We start from the raw sequence: 21,763 nt of genomic DNA, 5'->3' as shown, positions 1-21,763 counted from the left end.
GCTCGTACGGATGGGCGAGACCAGGGCAAAGTCTACCGGCGCAGGTCCCCATCCCGTGGGGCGTCCGCGCTCTCTTTGCCCGGAGCCCTTCGGGGCGAGCCCACGGGCCCACCTGCCGGACCCTCTGCGGAGGGTCCGCTACCGCTTTTCTGGCGACCGCGGGGGAGCACCCTGAGGGCGTCTCCGACGGTCGCCACTTCCGTCACTTTCATCCCCGCGGGGATCTTTCCGGGGTCGGTCGGGACCAGGGCCTGGGTGAAGCCGAGTCGATGAGCCTCGGCCAGCCGCCGCTGCACTCCGGTGACGCGCCGGACCTCCCCCGCGAGTCCCACTTCGCCGATGGCCACCAGGTTCTTTGGCAGGGGCGTGTCACTGGCCGCCGACGCCAGGGCCAGGGCGATCGCCAGATCCGCCGCGGGCTCCGAGAGCTTCACACCACCGACCGTGGCGCTGTAGATGTCCCGCTTGCTCAGTGCCGTGATGCGGCCCCGCTGCTCCAGCACCGCCAGCATCATCGAGACCCGAGAGGTCTCCAACCCCGAAGTGGTGCGCCGCGGGGACGGGATCTGCGAGTCGACCGTCAGCGCCTGGACCTCGGCGACCAGGGGGCGCCGCCCTTCGAGCGTCACCGTCAGACAGGTCCCGGGGACCGGTGCGTCCCGGCGGGTGAGGAAGAGCCCGGACGGATCGGTCAGGCCGGTGATGCCCTCGTCGTGGAGTTCGAAGCAGCCGACCTCGTCCGTGGCCCCGTAGCGGTTCTTCACCCCACGAACCAGTCGAAGTCGTGCATGGCGGTCCCCTTCGAAGGACAGCACGACGTCGACCAGGTGCTCCAGCAGGCGCGGTCCGGCGATCGCGCCGTCCTTGGTGACATGACCGACGAGCAGGGTGGACATCCCGCGCTCCTTGGACGCCCGGATCAGGGCGCCCGCCACCTCCCGCACCTGGGCCATGCCGCCGGGGGCGCCGTCGATCTCCGGCGAGGCCACGGTCTGCACCGAGTCGAGGATCAGCAGGGACGGCTTCACCGCGTCCAGATGCCCCAGCACGGAGGAGAGATTGGTTTCGGCGGCGAGATAGAGATGGTCGTGGAGCGCCTTGATCCGATCGGCGCGCAACCGAACCTGACTCGCGGACTCCTCGGCGGTGACATAGAGGGTGGGATGGTCCTCGCTGGCCGCCTTGGCGGCGACGTCCAACAGCAGGGTGGACTTGCCGACCCCCGGCTCGCCGGCGAGCAGCACCACGGCACCGGGCACCAGTCCACCACCGAGGACCCGATCCAACTCGGGCACGCCGGTCGAGCGGGCGGTGGCCTGCCTGCTGTCCACCTGCCCGATGGGGAGCGCGGCGGTGGAGACCCGCCCTGCGGCGGTGGTGCGCACCGCGGGGGCGCCGTACTCCTCGACCGTCCCCCACGCCTGGCATTCGGGGCAGCGGCCGAGCCACTTGGCGGTGGTCCAGCCGCACTCGGTGCAGCGGTAGGACGGCCGGTCCTTGGTGGATTTCGTACGGGCAGCCATCCCCAGACCGTAGCGCCCCGCACTGACACCGGTGGCCAGCGATGGGTTCCGCCCGCCGTCCGCTGCTCAGTCTGCGGGTGGTTTGGTGGTGGTTTGTTGGTGGGTTGTTGGTGGTCTGCCTGTCGTCCGCCCGCCGTCCGCACGGCGTACCGAAGGTGCTCCGTGGTGCTGTTCGACCCTTCGTCTCGACCCTTGGTCTCGGCCCTTCGCCTGCCCCGGCAAGGGCCCGGCAAGACCCGGCCGGGACCCAGTCAGGCTCGCGCAGAATTCCCCATTTTCGACCGTGAGTCACCCGAATGCCCCAGCGCAACAGGGGCGTAATTCGCCATTCATGTCCCCCTTCGAGCGAACTGTTCACCCGTACGGATTAAAAGTGCTCAAGTGGTGCGAACCGGATGTTGGTGTACGCCTACGGTCACCGCGTGATGAGCAGCGGTCTGGAGCCACCCACGCAAGGCAGCGGCGTACAGCAACACGCCTCGCACCGTCGTGCAGCGCGACCGGTCACCGGGCGGGCCGCGGCGCGCTACGGCCCCTATCTCGACGGGCTGTTCACCTACTGTCTCTCCGCCCTCTGTGACCACGACGCGGCGACCGCGCTCGTCGCCGAGGTCCTGGTCACCGCCGAACGCCATCACGGCCGCTGCCCGGCACCCGGACCCGAACGCACGGCCTGGCTGTACGCACTGGCCCGATGGGCCTGTCTACGGGGACTGACCGAACGCAGGAAGACCCGCCCGGGTGCACACACCGGCCGCCCGTCCGCACCACAGGAGACCCAGGCGTCACAGGAGACGGCGGAGCGGCGTCGGGCGGAACTGGCACTGCTGGCCTGGCCCGAGGCGGCCGGCACCTCCCCCGAGCAGCGGGAGGCCCTGGAACTCGCCGTACGGCACGGCCTCAGCACCCGGGAAGTCGCCGCGGTCCTCGGGCTCGATCCGCCGGGGGCACGCGAGTTGCTCGCGGCTGCGGCCTGCGAAGTGGAACGGACCCGGGCGGCGCTCGCCATCGTCGACCGGGGGGACTGCCCCGCCATCGCCCGGCTCACCGGCGATCATCTGGTGCTGCTCTCGGCCGCGCTGCGCACCGAACTCGTCCGCCACGTCGACGACTGCCCCCGCTGCCGTCGGGCGGCCGAGCGCGAGGAGGCGCGGGGCCCGTGGCCAGGGTCGGCCACCCCGGCCGCCCTCCCGTTGGCCAGGGCGCCCCGGGCCGACATCGACCGCGCGCTGTGCCAGTTGCCCCGTACCCGGTCGACGGCGCTCCGCTTCGGTTCGGCCGGGTTTCCGCTGAACCCGAAGGACCATGCTGCCCGCCGTAACCGCCTGCGGGCCAGGGCGGTGACGACCACGGTCGTGGCGACGGTCGTGGCGGCACCGGTGCTCGCGCTGTGGGCCGCGTACCGAGGGGCACCGTTGACGGGGGAGGGGCGCCCTGGAGGCACCTCGGTCAGTGCGACGGAGGCCGAGGAGGACCGGGGCCTGGCCGGTGACCCCTACAACCGGCACGACCGCTACGAAGGTGCGGGCCAGGCGGAGGCCGGTCCGCGAGCCGCCCGTACGACCGGCCTGAACGAGCCGGACGTCTCGGTCGAGGTCATCAGCACCGGATCGCCGGCCTCGCCCACCGCCCCCGGCCACGGCGGCCCGGGACGGCTCGCCGTCCGGGCCGCGTCGACAGCCGGCGGGACCTCGATCACCCTGCTCGCCACCGGCAGGACACCGGTGAGCTGGTCGGTGGGGATGTCAGCGCCCTGGCTCACGGTGAGTCGGACGTCGGGCGTGCTGCGACCGGGGGAGTCGATCACTCTCACGGTCACCGTCGACCGGTCGCGCGAGCCCGTCGGGGCGTGGCGGGCGCGGGTGTCGGTGGCCCCGGCGAGTGCGACGGTGCTGATCGAGGGGCGCGGCTCACCGGTCCCACCGGAGTCGCCGTCCCATACGCCCACCCTGCCCGCTTCCCCCTCGCCGACACCGTCACCGACGCCCGAGACCCCATCGCCCTCGCCGCCCTCCTCGCCACCGGCCGGATCGCCGTCGCCCCCGTCACCGTCGCCCGAGACACCCCCGGCCTCGGGCACCTAGACGGCGACCTAGTCCGCGGGATGCGGGGCCAGCAGGGGCAACTGGGTGGCGAGCCGTGCCTCACACAACCCGGCCAGCACCTCGTACCCCTCCTTCCCCATCAGCTCCGTCAGTTCGGGCCGGTACGTCACATAGACGGGCTCACCCGCCGCGTGCGCCGAGGTGGCCGATGTGCACCACCAGTGCAGGTCGTGGCCACCCGGCCCCCAGCCCCTTCGGTCGTACTCGCCGATCGAGATCTGGAGCACCTTGGTGTCGTCCGGCCGCTCGATCCAGTCGTAGGTGCGCCGCACCGGGAGCTGCCAGCAGACGTCCGGCTTGGTCTCCAGCGGCTCGCGGCCCTCCCGCAACGCCAGAATGTGCAGGGAGCAGCCCGCGCCGCCGGCGAACCCCGGGCGGTTCTGGAAGATGCAGGACCCCTGCCAGCGCCGGGTCTGGCGCGCCCCGCCCTCCTCCGCTTCCTCCGCCTCCTCTGCGTCGTCTGATTCATCCGAGTCGTCGTCCGGGGCGGCCTGGACCCAGCCCGTCTTGGTTCCCACGTCATGGAACTGCCAGATATCCGGAGTGAGCCGTGCCACATGGCCGGCCACCCGCTTCTCATCGTCCTCGTCCGAGAAGTGCGCGCCCAGCGTGCAGCACCCGTCATCGGCCCGACCTGCCTCGATCCCCTGGCAACCGCTGCCGAAGATGCAGGTCCAGCGGGACGTCAGCCAGGTCAGATCGCAGCGGAAGACCTGTTCGTCGTCGGTGGGATCGGGGAACTCCACCCAGGCGCGCGGGAAGTCCAGCCCCTTCTCGTCGCCCTGTGCCTTTTGTGAGAGCTGGGGATGGGCTTTGCCCTGCTTCGCCTTTTTCGTCTTTGCCACAGGCCAAGGGTATGTCCGAGACCGCAGTAGCGTTCGGTCCATGAGACTCGGAGTCCTCGACGTCGGTTCGAACACGGTGCATCTGCTGGTAGTGGACGCGCACCCCGGCGCCCGCCCCCTACCCGCACACTCGCACAAGGAGGAGTTGCGACTGGCTGAACTCCTCGACGACAAGGGCGCCATCGGCCCCGAGGGCGTTGACCATTTGATCAGTACGCTGCACAAGGCGGTCCAGGCCGCCGAAGACCAGGGCTGTGAGCAGGTGCTCAGCTTTGCGACCTCAGCCGTGCGCGAAGCAACCAATGCCGACCAGGTGCTCTCCCAGGTCAGGGAGGCGACCGGGGTGCATCTGGAGGTGCTCACCGGCGCGGAGGAAGCGCGCCTGACCTTCCTCGCCGCCCGCCGCTGGTTCGGCTGGTCCGCGGGAAAGCTGCTCGTCATAGACATCGGCGGCGGTTCGCTGGAGATCGCCTACGGCATCGACGAGGTCCCGGACGCCTCGGTCTCCCTGCCGCTGGGCGCCGGTCGACTCACCAAGGAACTGCCCGGCGACCCGCCCACGCCGGAAGACGTCCGCGCGCTGCGCCGCCACGTACGGACGGAGATCGCCCGTACGGTCGGCGAGTTCAGCCGCTTCGGCAGGCCCGACCACATCGTGGCGACGTCCAAGACCTTCAAGCAGTTGGCCAGGATCGCCGGGGCCGCCCGCGACGCCGAGGGCATCTACGTACAGCGCGAGCTGACCCGCAAGTCGCTCCAGGACTGGATGCCCAAACTGGCCGAGATGACGATCGAGCAGCGCGCGGCGCTCCCGGGCGTGGCGGCGGGCCGTGCGCGCCAACTGCTGGCCGGCGCGCTCGTCGCGGAGGCCGCCATGGACCTGCTGGGCGCGGAGGTGCTGGAGATCTGTCCCTGGGCGCTGCGCGAAGGCGTGATCCTGCGTCGCCTCGACCACTTGCCGGTCGGCTAGGGAGCGGGAGCCCAACGGCTCCCCGATGGGGAACCCCCGGCCGTACGGGCTCCGGCCCGGCGGCCTTCCGCCACCCACCGTGCCGCTTCGTCGGCCGCCCTGTGTCCGTGCGTGCCACCAGGTGCGGATGCCTGCCGGTGGTACGTCCAGGGGGCGGATCTCCTTCACCCCCCACCACGACCGCGAACGCCGCCGTGTAGACCCCGGACCGGTCGCTCCCTGCTCCGAGGCCCGCTCCCGGCCCCGTACCCTGTCTGCGTGGTGGAACCAGTGGCGCGCCCCCCGGGCGCGAGGGACGTGAAGGTCGTCCTGTCGACGGCCTCCGTCTATCCGGAGTCGACGGCGACGGCCTTCGAGATCGCCGCGCGCCTCGGCTACGACGGCGTCGAAGTGATGGTCTGGACGGACCCGGTCAGTCAGGACATCGAGGCGTTGCGCCGGCTCTCCGACTACCACCGGGTGCCGATCCTCGCGGTCCACGCGCCCTGTCTGCTGATCACCCAGCGGGTCTGGTCCACCGATCCCTGGACCAAGCTCCAGCGCGCCCAGGCGGCTGCGGAGCAGCTGGGGGCGTCGACGGTCGTCGTCCACCCGCCCTTTCGCTGGCAACGCCAGTACTCCCGGGACTTCGTCAGCGGCCTCTGGCGGATGGCCGACGAGACGGACGTGCGCTTCGCCGTCGAGAACATGTATCCGTGGCGCTACCGGGACCGCGAGATGCTGGCCTACGCGCCCGAGTGGGACGTCACCAAGGACGACTACCGCCACTTCACGATCGACCTCTCGCACACGGCCACCTCCCGGGTGGACACGATGGCCATGGTCGACCGGATGGGCGACCGGCTGAGCCATGTGCACCTGGCCGACGGCAAGGGGTCCGCGAAGGACGAGCACCTGGTGCCCGGGCGGGGTGACCAACCGTGTGCGGAACTGCTGGAGCATCTGGTGCGAACGGGCTTCGACGGCCATGTGGTCGTCGAGGTCAACACGCGCCGGGCGATGTCGGCGGCCGAACGGGAGGCCGACCTCGCCGAGGCGCTCGACTTCACCCGCCGCCATCTGGCCGCCCATGCGTCGACCGATGCCCGGAAAGTGCCCGGCCCATGACGGACGCCCCCGCTCCGCGCCGCCGCGGACGTCCGGCCCGCGCCGCTGCCCAGGAGGGTCCCGGTGCGCGGGAGCGCATCCTGGGCGCCGCCCGCACGGAGTTCGCCGAGCGGGGCTACGACAAGACGACCATGCGCGGCATCGCCCGGGCGGCGGGCGTGGACGCGGCCCTGGTCCACCACTACTACGGCTCCAAGGACGATGTCTTCGCCGCCGCCATCGAGGTGTCCTTCGAACCGGCGCTGGCCGTGACGGCGATCCTGGGCAAGGGCACCGAGGGGATCGGTGAACGCATCGCGCGGTACTTCATCGGTGTCTGGGAGAACCCCGTCTCCCGGGGCCCCCTGCTCGTGGTCATCCGCTCCGCGCTCACGCACGAGGCGGCGGCGAAGGTCCTCAGGGGGTTCGTGCTGCGGCGGCTGCTGGAGCGGATCGCGGCCGAGCTGGAGGTGCCGAACCCGAAGTTCCGTGCGGAGCTCGCGGCCTCCCACATGATCGGGATCGCGGTCCTGCGCTATGTGATCCAGGTGGAGCCGTTGGCGTCGGCCGATCCGGAAGAGATCATTTCCCAGGTGGCGCCGACGCTTCAGCGCTATCTGACCGAAGCCTGAGCCCGAGCGGTCCCGCGCACGGCTCCAGCCGCGTACCGTTGCATCGAACCCATGAGTGCGGCGGTGGCCGTCCGGCCCGCCGCCCCTGTCGGCCCGTACCGGCCGCCCACGGCTGACGGGAGTGACCGCTCCCTGAGCAGCGCATCCCACATTGCGGACATAGTGTCCAGATCTTGGTCCGTCGGCGTACGCTCGTGGGTGGCGACAAGTCTCTTACTACCGAGGAGCGAGCGACGATGCCCGAGCTGAGGTCCCGCACAGTCACCCACGGCCGCAATATGGCGGGCGCCCGCGCCCTTATGCGTGCCTCGGGCGTAGCGAGCGCGGACATCGGCAAGCCGATCATCGCGGTCGCCAACTCCTTCACCGAGTTCGTCCCCGGCCACACCCACCTCCAGCCGGTCGGCCGGATCGTGAGCGAGGCCATCAAGGCGGCAGGCGCCATTCCGCGTGAGTTCAACACCATCGCGGTCGACGACGGCATCGCCATGGGCCACGGCGGAATGCTGTACTCGCTCCCCTCCCGCGACCTGATCGCCGACAGCGTGGAGTACATGGTCGAGGCGCACTGCGCCGACGCCCTGATCTGCATCTCCAACTGCGACAAGATCACCCCGGGCATGTTGAACGCCGCCCTGCGGCTCAACATCCCGACCGTCTTCGTCTCCGGCGGTCCGATGGAAGCCGGTCAGGCCACCCTCGTCGACGGAACCGTCCGCAAGCTCGACCTGGTCAACGCCATCTCGGACGCGGTCGACGAGAGCATCTCGGACGAGGACATCCTCCGCATCGAGGAGAACGCCTGCCCGACCTGCGGCTCCTGTTCCGGCATGTTCACCGCCAACTCGATGAACTGTCTGACCGAGGCTCTTGGCCTGTCCCTGCCGGGCAACGGCTCGGTGCTCGCGACCCACACGGCACGCCGCGCCCTCTACGAGAACGCGGGCCGCACCGTCGTGGAGATCACCCGGCGGTACTACGAGGAGGACGACGCCACCGTCCTGCCCCGCAACATCGCCACGCGTGCCGCCTTCGACAACGCCATGGCGCTCGACATCTCCATGGGCGGCTCCACCAACACGATCCTGCACCTGCTGGCGGCGGCGCAGGAGGCCGAGCTGGACTACGACCTCGCCGACATCGACGCCGTCTCCCGCCGCGTCCCCTGTCTGGCCAAGGTCGCGCCCAACGTCGCGCCCCAGGGCACGTACTACATGGAGGACGTCCACCGGGCCGGCGGCATCCCCGCGATCCTGGGCGAGCTCTACCGGGCGGGCCTCCTCGACGAGGACGTCCACACGGTTCACTCCCCGTCCGTCAAGCAGTGGCTGGAAACCTGGGACGTCCGGGGCGGTTCCCCGTCCGACGAGGCCGTCGAGCTGTGGCACGCCGCACCCGGCTGTGTGCGCTCCGCCGAGGCGTTCTCCCAGTCCGAGCGGTGGGAGACGTTGGACACGGACGCCGCCCTCGGCTGCATCCGCGACGCCGCGCACGCCTACAGCAAGGACGGTGGGCTCGCGGTCCTCAAGGGCAATCTGGCCGTCGACGGCTGTGTGGTGAAGACCGCCGGTGTCGACGAGTCGATCTGGACCTTCGAGGGCCCCGCGGTCGTCTGCGAATCGCAGGACGAGGCCGTCGACAAGATCCTCCGCAAGGAGATCACGCACGGCGATGTGGTCGTCATCCGCTACGAGGGCCCCAAGGGCGGCCCCGGCATGCAGGAGATGCTCTACCCCACCTCGTTCCTCAAGGGACGCGGCCTGGGGAAGACGTGCGCGCTGGTGACGGACGGCCGCTTCTCAGGTGGTACGTCGGGTCTCTCCATCGGCCACGCCTCCCCGGAAGCGGCATCGGGCGGCACGATCGCGCTCGTCGAGAACGGCGACCGCATCCGCATCGACATCCCGAACCGTTCGATCGAGCTGCTGGTCTCCGATGAGGACCTGGCTGCCCGGAAGGCGGCTCTCGGCGGTGTGTACGCGCCGAAGAACCGCGAGCGCAAGGTGTCCGCGGCCCTCAAGGCGTACGCGGCGATGGCGACGAGCGCCGACAAGGGCGCGGTCAGGGACGTCAGCAGACTGTCCTGACCCGGTGGTCCTCAACCCCGCCGCCTCGCGCCGGGGGCGTGGACGCCAGCAGTGGAACGATCGGGCCCGTCCGGCAGCCGTGCCGGGCGGGCCCGGTGCTTTCCGAGGGCCCGGCCGAAGTCGGTCCGGCCCGGCACGCCTCCTCGGCCCCGCCCAGACCCCGCAAGCCGTCGACCGTCGAGCAGTGCAATGAGGCGCGGGACCGCGGGACCTACCAGCGCCTGGGATCCTTCGCGTCCACGGCGAACACCGATCCGTTCGGTGCCGTCCCGAAGACCCGCCCCGACGTCACCACCGGCTCGTACAGCACCGAGGAGAAGGTGTAGCGCCCGTCGTTCATCCGCGGCTCGGTCTGCCCGATCAGCCTCCCGGCCACCGCGTCCACGGCGAGCAGCCGTCCGTCGCCCGCCGCCACGTACATCGTGCGGGCATCGCCCGCGGGGCGCGACAGATGCGTGACCGAGGTCTCCAGGCGCCACAGTTGGGCGCCCGCCTCCACATCGATCGCCAACAGTGCCCCTCCTGAGCCGCTCAGCCGGACGACCTCGCCGACCACCGCCGCTTGGGCCTGGTCGACGGGGACGTCGAGGGCCACCCTGCGGACCTTGCGGGCACCGGGCTTCGTACCGAGCCGCACCACGGCGTCCGTGTAGTCGTCGGCGTTGGTGGAGAGCAGGTGCAGCGCGTCGTCCGTCGCCGACACGGGGGTCAGCATTCCGGTGAGCCGCTCCCGCCACAACTGCTTGCCGTCCGCGGGGTCGACCGCGATCACCGAGGTCGAGGCACCGTCGCCGGAGGGGGTGGCCGCGAAGACGGGACCCCTTCCGTGCGCCATGGAGATCCACTGCGTACCGACTCCGCCGTGGCGCTCCTCCCACCTACGGGCACCCGTTGCCGCGTCGAGCGCCCGTACGGTGCCGTTGCCCACGAGCAGCACGGTGTCCCCGGCATGGCGCACGGCCGAGTACGCCGAGGTCTTCACACTCCAACGCACCGCGCCCGACGCGGGATCCAGGGCCTCCAGCAGGCCCACGTTCGGTGTCACCACATGGACCAGGCCGCCCGCGAACACGGGTGCCTTGACCCGCCCGTCCTCGCGGGCGCTCGGATCAGTCCCGGGCCCGGGCCCAGCCTCGGTACCGGCCCCGGCCTTCGACCAGAGCGTTGTGCCCCGCTGCGGGTCCAATCGGGCCGCTGTGACGCCGGGTGCGGCGCAGTAGAGGGCGGAGCCGTCCGAAGGCGCCGTGCACACCGGGGTCTTGTCCTCGCGTCCGGCCTTGCCGAGGAGAACGTCCCAGCCCGTGAAGCCCCGGCTCACCGCCACCGAACCCGGCGACGCGGAGACCTCGACCTCATCCAGGGTGCGCACCACCAGCACACCGGTCACCACCAGCGCCACGACGGCTGCGCCCGCCGCCGCCCACCGCAACCGGTGGCGCTTCCAGACGGACCGCCGCGCATCGGCCTCGGGGGCGTCCTCGCTGGGGTCGGGCGTCCGGGGAGCCGGTATGTACGCCTGGGTGTCACAGCCGCTCGACGGGGTCGAACTCCGCAGCGCGACCATCACCTCATGGGGGGTGGGCCGCTCGTCCGGGTCCTTGGCGAGACATCGCCGCAGCAGCGGTACGAGGTCATCGGGCACCCCCGCCAGATCCGGTTCATCATGGACGACCTGGTACGCGACGATGTACGGACTGTCCGAATCGAAGGGGCCGCGCCCGGTCGCGGCATGAACCAGGACCGCCCCCAGCGCGAACACATCGGCGGCGGGACCGACTTCCCTCGGCCGCTGGAACTGCTCCGGCGCCATGAAGGGCGGAGTCCCGATCAGTTTTCCGGTCTCGGTGCGCAGATCGCTGTCCGAAGGACGGGAGATACCGAAGTCGATCACTTTGGGGCCGTCGGACGCGAGCAGCACATTGCTCGGTTTCAGATCGCGATGGACCACCCCCGCCCGGTGGATGTCGCGGAGCGCTTCGGCCAGACCGGCTCCGATCCGACGTAGCTCCCCACCGTTCAACGGGTTCCGCTTGACCTGTTCCGCAAGGGTCGGCCCGTCGATGAACAAGGTGGCCATCCAGGGCCGTCCGGCCTGCGGGTCGGCGTCCACGACGGATGCGGTGAAGGCACCGCTCACCTTTCGCGCCGCCGCGATCTCCTGCCGGAAGCGTGCTCTGAACTCAGGGTCGGATGCGTGCTCACGGTGGATGACCTTGACCGCCAAGCGGAGTCCTGAGTCGGAGGTGGCGAGATGCACCACTCCCATGCCACCGGTTCCCAGGCATGACTCAAGACGGTATTGCCCGGCATATTCCGGATGTTCCGCTTCCGGAGACTGTCCGGTACTGCGCAGTGGTGGCATCTCCACCCCCGTGTTCTTGGAGCGCACGACTGGTCGGAGCCTAGTCGATGGTGCGTGCGATCCAGGGATGGCTTGTTGCCCTCCGCGGGGCGTACCGTACGTAAACGCCTATACAGCAACGGGGGAGTTTGCAATGGGACTTGAAGAAGTACGTCCGGAAACAGATGGTGCAGCCGAGGCGGGCGATGTCTCGCCCCGCAGCTCCACGCGCTATCCGGTCGCACCCGGCTACCGGGTGAACGTCCGCAGCGGACCGGGAACACAGCACGACATCGTCAGGGTGCTGCCGTACGGGGCACGCGTGCCGATCAACTGCCAGAAGCCGGGGGAATGGATCACCGGTCCCTACGGCACGACCAACATCTGGGACTGCATCGCCAACGGCCAGTTCATCTCCGACGCCTATGTGCAGACCGGCAGCGACGGGTATGTGACGATCCGCTGTGCCTGACACCGGTGGCGCGTTGACGCCCTCGGGGTCGTCGGCCGGGTCGACCGCCCGGGTCGTGCGGGCTGCCTGGACGGCTCGGTACCACTTGGGTTGTGTCCGTACTGCTCGGGGTGTTCGGGCCGACCCCGGTGACTTCGATCGGCTCTGACGCTCCGGGTGCCTTGGGGCCACTGGACCAAGGCACCCGGAGCGTTGGCCGTGTCCTGTGGCAGCAGGGCAGCGAGCCGCCCGGGCACCGTCGGGTCGTACCGGCACCGTCGGGTCGCCCGGGCATCGGTTTGCGTGGGAGGACCGGCCCCGAGAGATGAGCTCCAGGCCCGTAACCCCAGGGGCCTCGCCACGCGCAGCGCCGTTCCACGGGTCCGTCCGCGCCCACCGAGCCGCGCCTTGCGATAATCGGCGCGTGAGCGAGCAGAGCACCACCACCAGCACCGCCGGTCCAGGGCAGGGCGCCGAAGCGGAGACGGGCCCCCGGCCCGAGCCCATCCGCTTCTTCGGCACCACCTGGGTGGACCGTGACGGGGGATACGGGCTGCGCCGCGCGGGCCTCGCGATCGGTGCCCTGACGGCCGCCATCGCGGGAGCGCTGGTACTGCGCTTCGCCTACCAGGGCCTGACGATCGCCGAGGTCGGGGGTTTCGTCAACGCACTGGTCATCGTCATGCTCGCGGCGTGCAGTGCGATCGCCTTCCGCAAGACCTGGGAGGGTTTCACCCGTCGCCCGACCGGCCCGATCGCGGCACCCGACTCGCTGCGCAGTCTCAAGGCCGTCGGATTCATCGGCGTACTCCTCGCCTATGCGGTGCGTGCACTGCTGGAGGCCCCCGGGGAGTCGTTGCACCGCGAGGAGTACGAGACCGCCCGGGCCCGGTACGACCGGCGGCGCAAGGCCCGCACCGGCAACCCAGCCGCACGCAAGGGCAGGGCGGGAAGGTCCGCCAGGGCACGACGCCGATAGGGACGCCGACAGAGCTGATGGACCGGACCCGCCGGCACGAAAGCGGACGAGCAGCGGACCAGCAACGGACGAGCAGCGGCCAGCAACGGACCAGCAGCGGACGAGCCAGGATGGACCTGCCATGACCGAACCCATCTCGCCGGCCCGGTCGAGGGCGCTCTCCTTCGACACTGCGGCGGCCCGCTACGACAGCGCGCGCCCCGGCTATCCGCCCGCGCTCTTCGACGCCGTCGAGGAGATCACCGGCCGTTCGCTCCACGGCACCCGCGTCATCGACGTGGGCGCGGGCACCGGCATAGCCACCCGGCTGCTACGAGCCCGGGGCGCACGGGTCACCGCGGTGGAACCCGGCCCCGGCATGGCCGCCCAACTCCGCCGTACCCTCCCCGATACCCCGCTCGTCCTCGGCTCCGGTGAGGCGCTGCCCCTGGCGGACGGCACCGCCGATCTGATCACCTACGCCCAGTCATGGCACTGGACGGACCCGGCCCGCTCCCTGCCCGAGGCACTGCGGGTGCTGAGGCCCGGTGGGGCGCTCGCACTGTGGTGGAACGTCGCCGATCTGACCGCGCCCTGGATCGCCGCCCAGGCCGCCCGCATGAGCACCGAACTCGCCGACGGGGCGCACGGCGCCCCCGGCGGCTCACGCCGGCTGCCCGACCCGGTCCCCACCCGGGAGCGTGCCGTCTCCTGGACACGGAAGATCTCCGTTGACGCGCATCTGGACAATCTCTCCAGTCACTCCCTCTTCCTCACCATGAGGCAGGACGAAGCAGCACGATTCCTCGCCCGCGAACGGGCCGAACTGCTCAAGGCGTTCCCCGACGGGGTCCTGCACGAGGAGTACGAGGTCCAGCTGACCGTCACATTCCGTCCGCACCGACCGTCGCACTCGTAGAACCCATACGCGTAGAACCTGTTGCACGACGTGGAACCCGCCGGGGACGGAACGCACCGAGGAGAAGGGCAAGGGGGAACGATGGCCGCACTGGCCGAGTTCGAGGAACAGCGCGGACGGCTGTGGGGCATCGCCTACCGCATGACCGGTTCCGTCGCGGACGCCGACGACGCCGTACAGGACGCATGGCTGCGCTGGTCGGGGCTGCCCGACGGCACGGCGGACGACCCCCGGGCCTATCTGACGACCGTGATCAGCCGTATCTGCTACGACCGGTTGACCTCCGCCCGGGCGCGCCGCGAGCAGTACACCGGCCCCTGGCTGCCCGAACCGCTGGTCACCCAGGAAGGCCCGGAGGAGCGGGTGGCCCTCGATGAGTCGGTGAGCATCGCGCTCCTGACCGTGCTGGAACGACTCGGCCCCACCGAGCGCACCGCACTGATCCTCCACGACGTCTTCGCCGTGCCCTTCGCCGAGATCGCCGAGGTGGTGGGCCGCAGTCCCGATTCCGTACGGCAGTCGGCCTCCCGCGCCCGCCGTCGGGTCCGCGCCGAGGCGCCCGGCCGTCCCGTGGCGCGTGCCGAGCACCGCAAGGCCGTCGAAGCCTTCGCAGCCGCGGTGGTGGCCGGGGACTTCGAGGCGCTTCTGAACATCCTCGACCCCGATGTCATCTGGCGGTCGGACGGCGGCGGCAAGGTCATCGCCGCTCGGCTGCCGGTGCTCGGCGCCGAGAAGGTGGCCCGCTTCGCCCAGCATCTGATGCGCGACTTCCACCCGGACCGGATGTGGATGGTCATGCGGGAGGTCAACGGTGCGCCCGGAGTGCTCGTCGCCGACCACACCACCGGCTATGCGGCCGTCTTCGCCTTCACGGTCGATCAGGGGCGCATCCAGGAAGTCAACGCCATGCTCAACCCGGACAAGCTCTCCCACCTCGATCTGGATGCCCTGCGCTGATCTGTGACCGGTGCCACGTCACAGATCTGCGGCTCACCTCGTCCCCCTTGCATGACGACGAAACGCGACAAGCAGCAGATCATCGTTCTCGGCGCGGGCTATGCGGGATTGCTGGCCGCGCTGCGGCTGGCGCCGCATGCCCGCGTCACCCTGGTCGATCCGACCGACCGCTTCACCGAACGGGTACGTCAGCACGAACTCGTCGCCCGACCGGCAACGAACGATCTCCCGCTGGCGTCACTCCTGCGCGGCACCGGTGTGCGCCACCTCCCCCAACGGGTCACGGCCCTCGACCCGCTCGCCCGGCAGATCACCACGGACGACGGACGACGCCTCGACTACGACCGTCTGGTGTACGCCCTCGGCAGCCGTACGGCCGTTCCGCCCGGCGTCCTCTCCGTACGATCCGCACCTCGGCAGTCCGCTGGAGCCCCGCCCACCGGTGAACTCGCGCCGCTCGAAACCGCGGACGCCTCCCCCCGGCCCGAACCGGCCGCCCCACAGGTCTTCACCGCGGAGACCACGCCCGCCCTGTGCACCCTGACCCGCGACCGCAGCGGCTCGCTGGCCGTCGTCGGCGGCGGGCTGACCGGCATCGAACTGGCCGCCGAAATCGCCGAGTCACGACCTGCTTGGGACGTACGCCTGTTGACCGCGGGTGAACTCGCGGTCGGCCACTCGACACGGGGCCGGGACCACGTTCGGGGGGTGCTGACGGCGCTGGGCGTACGCATCGAGGAAGGACACACCGTGGCGGACCCGCTGGACGTGGACGCCGATGCGGTCGTGTGGGCGGCGGCCATGGTCCCTCGTACGGCCGTGGCCGCGGAGGCCGGTCTCGCACTGGATCCAGCCAGCGGCCGGGTCGCCGTGGACGCATCCCTCCGCTCGATCAGCCATCCGGAGATCTACGCGGTCGGCGATGCCGCAGCCGCCCACTCGTCACGGGCGGGTTCGCTGCGCATGGGCTGTGCCGCGGCGCTGCCCACCGGCTCCCATGCGGCGACCGCGATCATCGCCGAACTCCGGGGCCGTGTACCCGAGCGGCTGGACTTCGGCTACCTGCTCCAGTGCGTGAGCCTGGGCCGCCGTGACGGCCTGGTCCAATTCGTCCGTCACGACGACAGTCCGCGGGACCGCGTCCTCACCGGTCGTACGGCCGCTTGGGCCAAGGAACGCATCGTTCGTTCCACGGTCAGTGTGATGGGCTTGGCGCGGCGGGCTCCGGACACCCTCGGGCGGCTGCCGGGCTTCTGACCGACGGCCTGAGGACCGTCGGCCGCCGCTGCCTTCGCAGCCGGGCGCCCGGGTGTCCGTGCCCCCGCGGCATCGCACCCGCCCAACTGCACAGGCGCCCGGCTACCGAAGCACTCAGCTACCGAAGCACTCCGTGTTTGCCGAGGCACTCGGCCCTTGCGAGGCACTCGGCCCTTGCGAGGTGCTCAGCCCTTGCGAGGAGCGAACCGTCCGGCCAATCCCACGAACAGCCAGACCAGCACACCCATCCACAGTGCGTCCCCCACACCGCCCATGAAGCTCCGCGCACTCAGCGTCGTGTTCACCACGACATCGGCCAGTGCCATGGACGCACCGGGCACCATGGCGACTCGCCAGGGGTGCTCGCGGGCCCAGCGCCGTATGCGCCGATCGCTGGGGGAATCGGTGTCGACCGCGACGGGCAACCCGGTGCCATCAGTGGATCCGGCCGTCCGTGGAGCCGCCGACCTGCCGCCGATCACGGCCCCGGCGCCACCCACGACGAAGAACAACATCAGTGCGAAGGACAGGGCTCCGGCGAGCAGTTCCAGGCTGACGCCCCCCAGGGCGCCGAGCCCGAAGACGACGACGCCTCCCGAGCCGCCGGTCGTCGCGGCGGTCCGCCAGGGGCCGAGCGTCGTCGCCGCGACCGCCAGTTGGCGCCGCTCGGCCTTGGAGATCTGGCCGTGCTGGTTCATGTGTCCGCTCATGCCTTCAGCTTTCTCTGGGTGCCCCCCGAAGCGCCATGGGGGATCCCCCTGACGCACCCCCCATCTCTTGACGGGACGGTCACCCGACAGCATTATTCATCACATGATGAATTCCTCTGATGTGGCCGTCCTGGCCCGCGGTCTCACCGTCGTACGAGGAGCCCGCACCGTCCTGCGCGGCATCGACTTCACCATTCCGCCCGGTCGGATCACCGGCCTGCTCGGCCCCTCCGGCTGCGGAAAATCCACCCTGATGCGCGCCGTCGCCGGCACCCAGGCCAAGGTCAGCGGCACCCTCGACATCCTCGGCAGCCCGGCCGGTCACGCCGCGCTCCGCTCCCGCATCGGCTATGTCACCCAGGCGCCCTCCATCTACGACGACCTGACGGTCCGACAGAACCTGGACTACTTCGCCGCCGTGCTCCACCCCGGACGGCACCAACGAAAACTCCGCCAGGACCACGTCACCCGCTCCATCGCCGATGTGGACCTCACCTCCCACACGGACGCCCTCGCGGGACGCCTCTCCGGGGGCCAGCGCAGCCGGGTCTCGCTCGCCGTCGCCCTGCTCGGCACGCCCGAACTCCTCGTCCTCGACGAACCCACCGTCGGACTCGACCCCGTACTGCGCCGAGACCTCTGGAACCTCTTTCACCGGCTCGCGGCCGACCGCGGCACGACGATCCTCGTCTCCTCCCACGTGATGGACGAAGCCGAACGCTGCCACCGCCTCCTCCTGATGAGAGAAGGCGAGATCCTCGCCGAGGACAGCCCCTCCGCCCTCCGGCTGCGCACCGGCACCGACACGGTCGAGGCGGCCTTCCTCCGTCTGGTCGACGCGACCGCCACCCGCCCCGCTGCCGACCCGGGCACCCCGCCTCACCGCCCACCCGGGAACACGACGGCAGCGTCCCCGGATCCCGGCACCCAGCGCGAAGAGTCGACCGCGACCGAAGAGTCGACCCCAACCGGTCAGGAGAACGCCCGATGAGCATCTCCCGCACTCTCGCCACCGCGGCCCGCGTACTACGTCAACTGCGCCACGACCGACGGTCCATCGCCCTGATGGTCCTCGTCCCCTGCGTGATGCTGTTCCTCCTGCGCTACGTCTTCGACGCCAGCCCCCGCACCTTCGACTCCATCGGCGCCGCACTCCTCGGCATCTTCCCGCTGATCACGATGTTCCTGGTGACCTCCATCGCCACCCTGCGCGAACGCACATCAGGCACTCTGGAACGCCTGCTCGCCATGCCCCTCGGCAAGGGCGACCTGATCACCGGCTACGCCCTGGCCTTCGGCGTCATCGCCATCGCCCAGTCCCTCCTGGCCACCGGGCTCGCACTCTGGGCCCTCGGCCTGGACGTCGTCGGCTCCCCCTGGCTGCTCCTGCTCGTCGCCCTCCTGGACGCACTGCTGGGCACGGCGCTCGGTCTCTTCGTCTCCGCCTTCGCCACCTCGGAGTTCCAGGCAGTCCAGTTCATGCCGGCCGTGATCTTCCCCCAACTCCTCCTCTGCGGTCTGTTCACCCCACGCGAGAACATGCAGCCCATCCTGGAGACCATCTCCAACGCACTGCCCATGTCGTACGCCGTCGACGCCATGACCGAAGTCCTCCGCCACCCCGACCCCACGGGTGCCTTCGTCCGGGACGTCCTCGTGGTCGCGGGCTGCGCCATCCTGGTCCTCGGTCTCGGCGCTGCCACCCTGCGTCGCCGCACGGCCTGACCGGGCGGGACGACAGCCAGCACAGCCGCGACAGCCTCACCGGCCGGAATGCCACGACCCCCTTGGACCCGCGCCCCACCTCCATCCCGTCCGATTCCATGCCATTTCCGTCTGATCGCGTCCGTCTGATCGCTTCCGCTTTGACTCCCTGACAGGACGGTCAGCCCACGGAGACGGTGCCTCCGGGAGTGAGCAGCTTCGCGAGAGCGGCCCGCCCCCGAGACAACCGGGCCTTGACCGTCCCCGTCGGCGAACCCGTCTCCTGTGCGACCTGCTCCACGGTCAGATCGCACAGATGGTGCAGCACCACGGCCCTGCGCTGAGCCTCCGGTAACTGCCGCAGGGCCTGGACGATCACCAGATGCTCTAGCCCCGGCTCCAGCACCCGCTCCGCCGCGCCATGGCCGCACACCAGCTCCCGCCATCTCCTCGCCCTACGCCAACGGCTCACCGCGAGCCGCACCGCCACCGTCCTGACCCATGCCTCGGGAGCCCTGTCCGCCAGGACGGAAGCACGACGGCACCAGGCGCGGACGAACGCCTCCTGAACCACGTCCTGCGCCTCACCGTGATCACCCGTCAACGCGGTCAGCTGCCCCACCAGCCTGGGGAACGCGGTTGCGTACAGGGCGTCGAACTCGTCCTCCGTCACGCGCCGTAGGAGCCTCCCTCGCGCCATCAGGTTCCACAGGAGCTATCAACACCCTCAGCCGTACCGCCCTGTGGACGTCACGGCGCCACCGCGGCGCCAGTGCGAGTATGAGCAGCAAGAACCCCCATCGGCGAGGTGAACACAGCCCATGACCCAGACAGTCGCAGTCCTCGGCACAGGCAAGATCGGCGAGGCCCTGCTGAGCGGGATGATCCGAGCTGGATGGCGGCCTTCCGACCTTCTGGTCACCACCCGTCGCTCGGATCGCGCAACGGAACTCCACACCCGCTACGGGGTCGAACCCGTCACCAATGCAGAGGCCGCCAAGCGGGCCGACACCCTCATCCTGGCCGTCAAGCCCCAGGACATGGGCAAGCTCCTCGACGAACTCGCCCCGCACCTCACCACCGACCGCCTGACCATCAGCGCGGCTGCGGGAATTCCCACCTCCTTCATCGAGGAGCGCCTGTCACCGGGAGCACCCGTCGTCCGTGTCATGCCCAACACCCCGGTCCTCGTCGACGAGGGCATGTCCGTGATCTCAGCCGGCAGCCATGCCACCCCCGACCACCTCGCGCACACCGAAGCGATCTTCGGCGGTGTCGGCAAGACCCTGAGGGTTCCCGAATCCCAGCAGGACGCGGCCACCGCCCTGTCGGGCTCCGGGCCCGCGTACTTCTACTTCCTCGTCGAGGCCATGACCGACGCCGGAATCCTCCTCGGCCTACCGCGCTCGCAGGCCCACGACCTGATCGTCCAGGCCGCCATCGGAGCCGCGGTCATGCTCCGCGACAGCGGTGAGCACCCCGTAAAGCTCCGTGAAGCCGTCACCTCCCCCGCGGGCACCACCATCAGCGCCATCCGCGAGCTGGAGAACCACGGTGTCCGCGCCGCACTCATCGCCGCGCTTGAGGCCGCCCGCGACCGCAGCCGAGAGCTGGCCTCCGGCAACGGCTGACCCTGTGCACCCACCGCCGCGACGCCTCGGCGGTGGGCCACACGGATCAGCCTCGACGAGGCTGCTGGTGCCATCGAACCTCTGCCTCAAACGCCGGGGAGCAGTCCCATCGCCGCATAGGCGGCATCGACTCTCGGGCGTGCCATGGCCCTGGCCCTCTCGGCACCGCGCTTCAACACTCCATCGACGTACCCCCCGTCCGCCGCAAGTCCCGCGTGGCGCTCCTGCACCGGCCTCAGCAGCTCCACCACGGCTTCGGCCGTGTCCCGCTTCAACGCTCCGTACGACTCATATCCACCGGCCAACGCTTCCGGGTTCCCTTGGCAACAGGCGGCGAGGATCTCCAGCAGATTTGCGACACCGGGGCTTCGCTCGCGGTCGTACTCGACCTCGCGCCCGCTGTCCGTGACCGCACGCATGATCTTTTTGCGCACCATGTCCGCGTCGTCCAGCAGATAGACGATGCCGGCTGTCGAAGCGTGGGACTTCCCCATCTTCGACAGCGGGTCCTGTAGGTCCATGACCCGAGCGGCCACGGATGGATGGGTGGCCTTCGGCACCGTGAAGGTGTGCCCGTACCGCTGGTTGAACCGCACGGCCAGATCCCGGCTGAGCTCGACGTGCTGCGTCTGGTCCTCGCCCACCGGCACTTCATCGGTCCCATAGGCGAGGATGTCCGCCGCCATCAGCACCGGATAGGTCAGCAGGGACAGCCGGACGCTCTCCCCGGCGGCCCGAGCCCGTGCCCCCTTCTCCTTGTACTGGATCATGCGCCGCAGCTCACCGTCGGTTGCCGTGCACTCCAATAGATAGGAGAGCCGGGTGTGCTCGGCCACATGACTTTGGACGAACACCGTGCACAGCTCGGGATCGAGTCCGGCGGCCAGCATGAGCGTCGCCGCCTGTCGGCTGAGCCTGCGTACGCGTCCCGGGTCGTGGTCCACGGTCAGCGCATGCAGATCGACCACGCTGAACAGCGCGTCCGACTGGTGTTGGTCGACATCGACCCAGCGGCGCAGTGCTCCGAGATAGTTGCCCAGCGTCAGGTGCCCCGTGGGCTTGATGCCGCTGAAGATTCGCTTGGTCACCGTTGTCCCTCTCCTGCCGTGGCCGCAGCGCCGGCGGCCGGCTCCGGGAGAGAGCAACAAAAAGGCCGCCGAGGCGGCGGCCGATGAGTACGCGCGTAGGTGCCGGCCGCCGTCAGGCGGCGCGCCACTGAAGGAGGCAGCTACGCGATGTCATGCCGGGAGACTACGGGAGCGAGCCCCAGGTTGACAGTGGATACACGTGGTCCGTAGTGTTCTCCGAGTTGCCCGACGTGAGCGCCGACTTTGGTTGGTCCCCGGGCAGCCATTCCGCAAGACCACACCAGAAGCAAACGACTACTCGTAGCCGTCCGCCTTTGTGTGCGCAATTACGGAATGAGGAATCCGCGTTCGCAGGAACGCAACCCGATTTGGTTCGGGACACTGGATTCCGCTAAAGTCTCACTCGTCGGAACGGCCGAGGGGCCGGAAAGACAATCCCGATTTCGACCGGGAATCAGGCCCGAAAGGATCTGATAGAGTCGGAAACGCAAGACCGGAG

19 protein-coding genes are annotated in these 21,763 nt (G+C 70.1%); 13 read left to right on the top strand and 6 right to left on the bottom strand.

The features are described 5' to 3' along the window. Window positions 1–32: 32 nt before the first annotated feature. Complete coding sequence (gene radA, locus ACFXJL_RS28940; protein ID WP_358876560.1) at window positions 33–1,523, bottom strand: DNA repair protein RadA; 1,491 nt, start codon at window positions 1,521–1,523, stop codon at window positions 33–35. A 425-nt stretch (window positions 1,524–1,948) separates the two neighbouring features. On the opposite strand from radA, the gene ACFXJL_RS28935 reads away from it, so the two are divergent. Further along, window positions 1,949–3,607 (top strand): hypothetical protein, encoded by a 1,659-nt coding sequence (locus ACFXJL_RS28935; protein ID WP_384636283.1) that lies wholly within the window; start codon window positions 1,949–1,951, stop codon window positions 3,605–3,607. A gap of 8 nt (window positions 3,608–3,615) precedes the next feature. Here ACFXJL_RS28935 and ACFXJL_RS28930 read toward each other — a convergent pair whose 3' ends face one another. Then, window positions 3,616–4,473 carry a hypothetical protein gene (locus ACFXJL_RS28930; protein WP_384697182.1) on the bottom strand — a complete coding sequence of 286 codons (858 nt, stop codon included), beginning with the start codon at window positions 4,471–4,473 and terminating at the stop codon, window positions 3,616–3,618. 40 nt (window positions 4,474–4,513) lie between these two features. Between ACFXJL_RS28930 and ACFXJL_RS28925 the strand changes: the two genes are divergently transcribed. The 4 genes from ACFXJL_RS28925 to ilvD all read left to right on the top strand — a co-directional run bounded on the left by ACFXJL_RS28925 (window position 4,514) and on the right by ilvD (window position 9,248). Then, window positions 4,514–5,443: a Ppx/GppA phosphatase family protein gene (locus ACFXJL_RS28925; RefSeq protein ID WP_358876558.1), complete on the top strand. Its 930-nt coding sequence runs from the start codon at window positions 4,514–4,516 to the stop codon at window positions 5,441–5,443. Between the two features lie 258 nt (window positions 5,444–5,701). Continuing rightward, window positions 5,702–6,550 (top strand): sugar phosphate isomerase/epimerase, encoded by an 849-nt coding sequence (locus tag ACFXJL_RS28920; RefSeq protein WP_358876557.1) that lies wholly within the window; start codon window positions 5,702–5,704, stop codon window positions 6,548–6,550. Further along, entirely contained in the window at window positions 6,547–7,161 is a 615-nt protein-coding gene (locus ACFXJL_RS28915) for a TetR family transcriptional regulator (RefSeq protein ID WP_358876556.1), read from the top strand. Before ACFXJL_RS28920 ends, ACFXJL_RS28915 begins: the two co-directional genes overlap by 4 nt. A 236-nt stretch (window positions 7,162–7,397) precedes the next feature. After that, window positions 7,398–9,248, top strand: coding sequence for a dihydroxy-acid dehydratase (gene ilvD, locus ACFXJL_RS28910; RefSeq protein ID WP_383540511.1), 1,851 nt, complete (start codon window positions 7,398–7,400; stop codon window positions 9,246–9,248). Window positions 9,249–9,459: 211 nt separating this feature from the next. On the opposite strand, the gene ACFXJL_RS28905 is transcribed toward ilvD, so the two are convergent. Then, window positions 9,460–11,610, bottom strand: coding sequence for a PQQ-binding-like beta-propeller repeat protein (locus tag ACFXJL_RS28905; RefSeq protein WP_384636335.1), 2,151 nt, complete (start codon window positions 11,608–11,610; stop codon window positions 9,460–9,462). 133 nt (window positions 11,611–11,743) lie between these two features. Between ACFXJL_RS28905 and ACFXJL_RS28900 the strand changes: the two genes are divergently transcribed. The 5 genes from ACFXJL_RS28900 (at window position 11,744) to ACFXJL_RS28880 (ending at window position 16,131) form a co-directional block, all read left to right on the top strand. Next, the gene (locus ACFXJL_RS28900; protein WP_329021864.1) at window positions 11,744–12,061 is read left to right on the top strand and encodes an SH3 domain-containing protein; all 318 of its coding nucleotides are present in this window, start codon (window positions 11,744–11,746) and stop codon (window positions 12,059–12,061) included. Between the two features lie 403 nt (window positions 12,062–12,464). Then, window positions 12,465–13,019 (top strand): hypothetical protein, encoded by a 555-nt coding sequence (locus ACFXJL_RS28895; RefSeq protein ID WP_384697177.1) that lies wholly within the window; start codon window positions 12,465–12,467, stop codon window positions 13,017–13,019. Window positions 13,020–13,140: 121 nt separating this feature from the next. Next, complete coding sequence (locus ACFXJL_RS28890) at window positions 13,141–13,917, top strand: class I SAM-dependent methyltransferase (protein ID WP_384697174.1); 777 nt, start codon at window positions 13,141–13,143, stop codon at window positions 13,915–13,917. Window positions 13,918–13,998: 81 nt separating this feature from the next. Next, window positions 13,999–14,874 carry an RNA polymerase sigma factor SigJ gene (sigJ, locus tag ACFXJL_RS28885; protein WP_358876552.1) on the top strand — a complete coding sequence of 292 codons (876 nt, stop codon included), beginning with the start codon at window positions 13,999–14,001 and terminating at the stop codon, window positions 14,872–14,874. 51 nt (window positions 14,875–14,925) lie between these two features. Next, window positions 14,926–16,131, top strand: a complete 1,206-nt coding sequence (locus tag ACFXJL_RS28880) for an NAD(P)/FAD-dependent oxidoreductase (protein ID WP_384697170.1) — start codon at window positions 14,926–14,928, stop codon at window positions 16,129–16,131. Window positions 16,132–16,316: 185 nt separating this feature from the next. Here ACFXJL_RS28880 and ACFXJL_RS28875 read toward each other — a convergent pair whose 3' ends face one another. Continuing rightward, the gene (locus tag ACFXJL_RS28875) at window positions 16,317–16,841 is read right to left on the bottom strand and encodes a hypothetical protein (RefSeq protein ID WP_384636302.1); all 525 of its coding nucleotides are present in this window, start codon (window positions 16,839–16,841) and stop codon (window positions 16,317–16,319) included. 103 nt (window positions 16,842–16,944) lie between these two features. Here ACFXJL_RS28875 and ACFXJL_RS28870 point away from each other — a divergent pair, with 103 nt between their 5' ends. Beyond that, window positions 16,945–17,832, top strand: coding sequence for an ATP-binding cassette domain-containing protein (locus tag ACFXJL_RS28870; protein WP_384697167.1), 888 nt, complete (start codon window positions 16,945–16,947; stop codon window positions 17,830–17,832). Continuing rightward, complete coding sequence (locus ACFXJL_RS28865; RefSeq protein ID WP_358876548.1) at window positions 17,829–18,566, top strand: ABC transporter permease; 738 nt, start codon at window positions 17,829–17,831, stop codon at window positions 18,564–18,566. Before ACFXJL_RS28870 ends, ACFXJL_RS28865 begins: the two co-directional genes overlap by 4 nt. A gap of 160 nt (window positions 18,567–18,726) precedes the next feature. Here ACFXJL_RS28865 and ACFXJL_RS28860 read toward each other — a convergent pair whose 3' ends face one another. Beyond that, window positions 18,727–19,245 carry a SigE family RNA polymerase sigma factor gene (locus tag ACFXJL_RS28860; RefSeq protein ID WP_384697164.1) on the bottom strand — a complete coding sequence of 173 codons (519 nt, stop codon included), beginning with the start codon at window positions 19,243–19,245 and terminating at the stop codon, window positions 18,727–18,729. A gap of 121 nt (window positions 19,246–19,366) precedes the next feature. On the opposite strand from ACFXJL_RS28860, the gene proC reads away from it, so the two are divergent. Then, on the top strand, window positions 19,367–20,176 hold the full coding sequence (gene proC / locus ACFXJL_RS28855; protein WP_384697161.1) for a pyrroline-5-carboxylate reductase: 810 nt from the start codon (window positions 19,367–19,369) through the stop codon (window positions 20,174–20,176). A gap of 86 nt (window positions 20,177–20,262) precedes the next feature. On the opposite strand, the gene trpS is transcribed toward proC, so the two are convergent. Further along, on the bottom strand, window positions 20,263–21,264 hold the full coding sequence (trpS, locus tag ACFXJL_RS28850; RefSeq protein WP_384636312.1) for a tryptophan--tRNA ligase: 1,002 nt from the start codon (window positions 21,262–21,264) through the stop codon (window positions 20,263–20,265). Window positions 21,265–21,763 lie beyond the last annotated feature (499 nt).

It is taken from the genome of Streptomyces sp. NPDC059256, from assembly GCF_042753785.1.
Classification (GTDB): Bacteria; Actinomycetota; Actinomycetes; order Streptomycetales; family Streptomycetaceae; genus Streptomyces.
Note: the sequence above shows the minus strand (reverse complement) of the source record. Positions and strands in the feature narration are given on the sequence as shown.

Bases quoted from the DNA above. Each gene is read 5' to 3' on its own strand.
- radA (WP_358876560.1), bottom strand. From the start codon at position 1,523: ATGGCTGCCCGTACGAAATCCACCAAGGACCGGCCGTCCTACCGCTGC.
- ACFXJL_RS28935 (WP_384636283.1), top strand. From the start codon at position 1,949: ATGAGCAGCGGTCTGGAGCCACCCACGCAAGGCAGCGGCGTACAGCAA.
- ACFXJL_RS28925 (WP_358876558.1), top strand. From the start codon at position 4,514: ATGAGACTCGGAGTCCTCGACGTCGGTTCGAACACGGTGCATCTGCTG.
- ACFXJL_RS28915 (WP_358876556.1), top strand. From the start codon at position 6,547: ATGACGGACGCCCCCGCTCCGCGCCGCCGCGGACGTCCGGCCCGCGCC.
- ilvD (WP_383540511.1), top strand. From the start codon at position 7,398: ATGCCCGAGCTGAGGTCCCGCACAGTCACCCACGGCCGCAATATGGCG.
- ACFXJL_RS28905 (WP_384636335.1), bottom strand. From the start codon at position 11,610: ATGCCACCACTGCGCAGTACCGGACAGTCTCCGGAAGCGGAACATCCG.
- ACFXJL_RS28900 (WP_329021864.1), top strand. From the start codon at position 11,744: ATGGGACTTGAAGAAGTACGTCCGGAAACAGATGGTGCAGCCGAGGCG.
- ACFXJL_RS28890 (WP_384697174.1), top strand. From the start codon at position 13,141: ATGACCGAACCCATCTCGCCGGCCCGGTCGAGGGCGCTCTCCTTCGAC.
- sigJ (WP_358876552.1), top strand. From the start codon at position 13,999: ATGGCCGCACTGGCCGAGTTCGAGGAACAGCGCGGACGGCTGTGGGGC.
- ACFXJL_RS28880 (WP_384697170.1), top strand. From the start codon at position 14,926: ATGACGACGAAACGCGACAAGCAGCAGATCATCGTTCTCGGCGCGGGC.
- ACFXJL_RS28875 (WP_384636302.1), bottom strand. From the start codon at position 16,841: ATGAGCGGACACATGAACCAGCACGGCCAGATCTCCAAGGCCGAGCGG.
- ACFXJL_RS28870 (WP_384697167.1), top strand. From the start codon at position 16,945: ATGATGAATTCCTCTGATGTGGCCGTCCTGGCCCGCGGTCTCACCGTC.
- ACFXJL_RS28865 (WP_358876548.1), top strand. From the start codon at position 17,829: ATGAGCATCTCCCGCACTCTCGCCACCGCGGCCCGCGTACTACGTCAA.
- ACFXJL_RS28860 (WP_384697164.1), bottom strand. From the start codon at position 19,245: ATGGCGCGAGGGAGGCTCCTACGGCGCGTGACGGAGGACGAGTTCGAC.
- proC (WP_384697161.1), top strand. From the start codon at position 19,367: ATGACCCAGACAGTCGCAGTCCTCGGCACAGGCAAGATCGGCGAGGCC.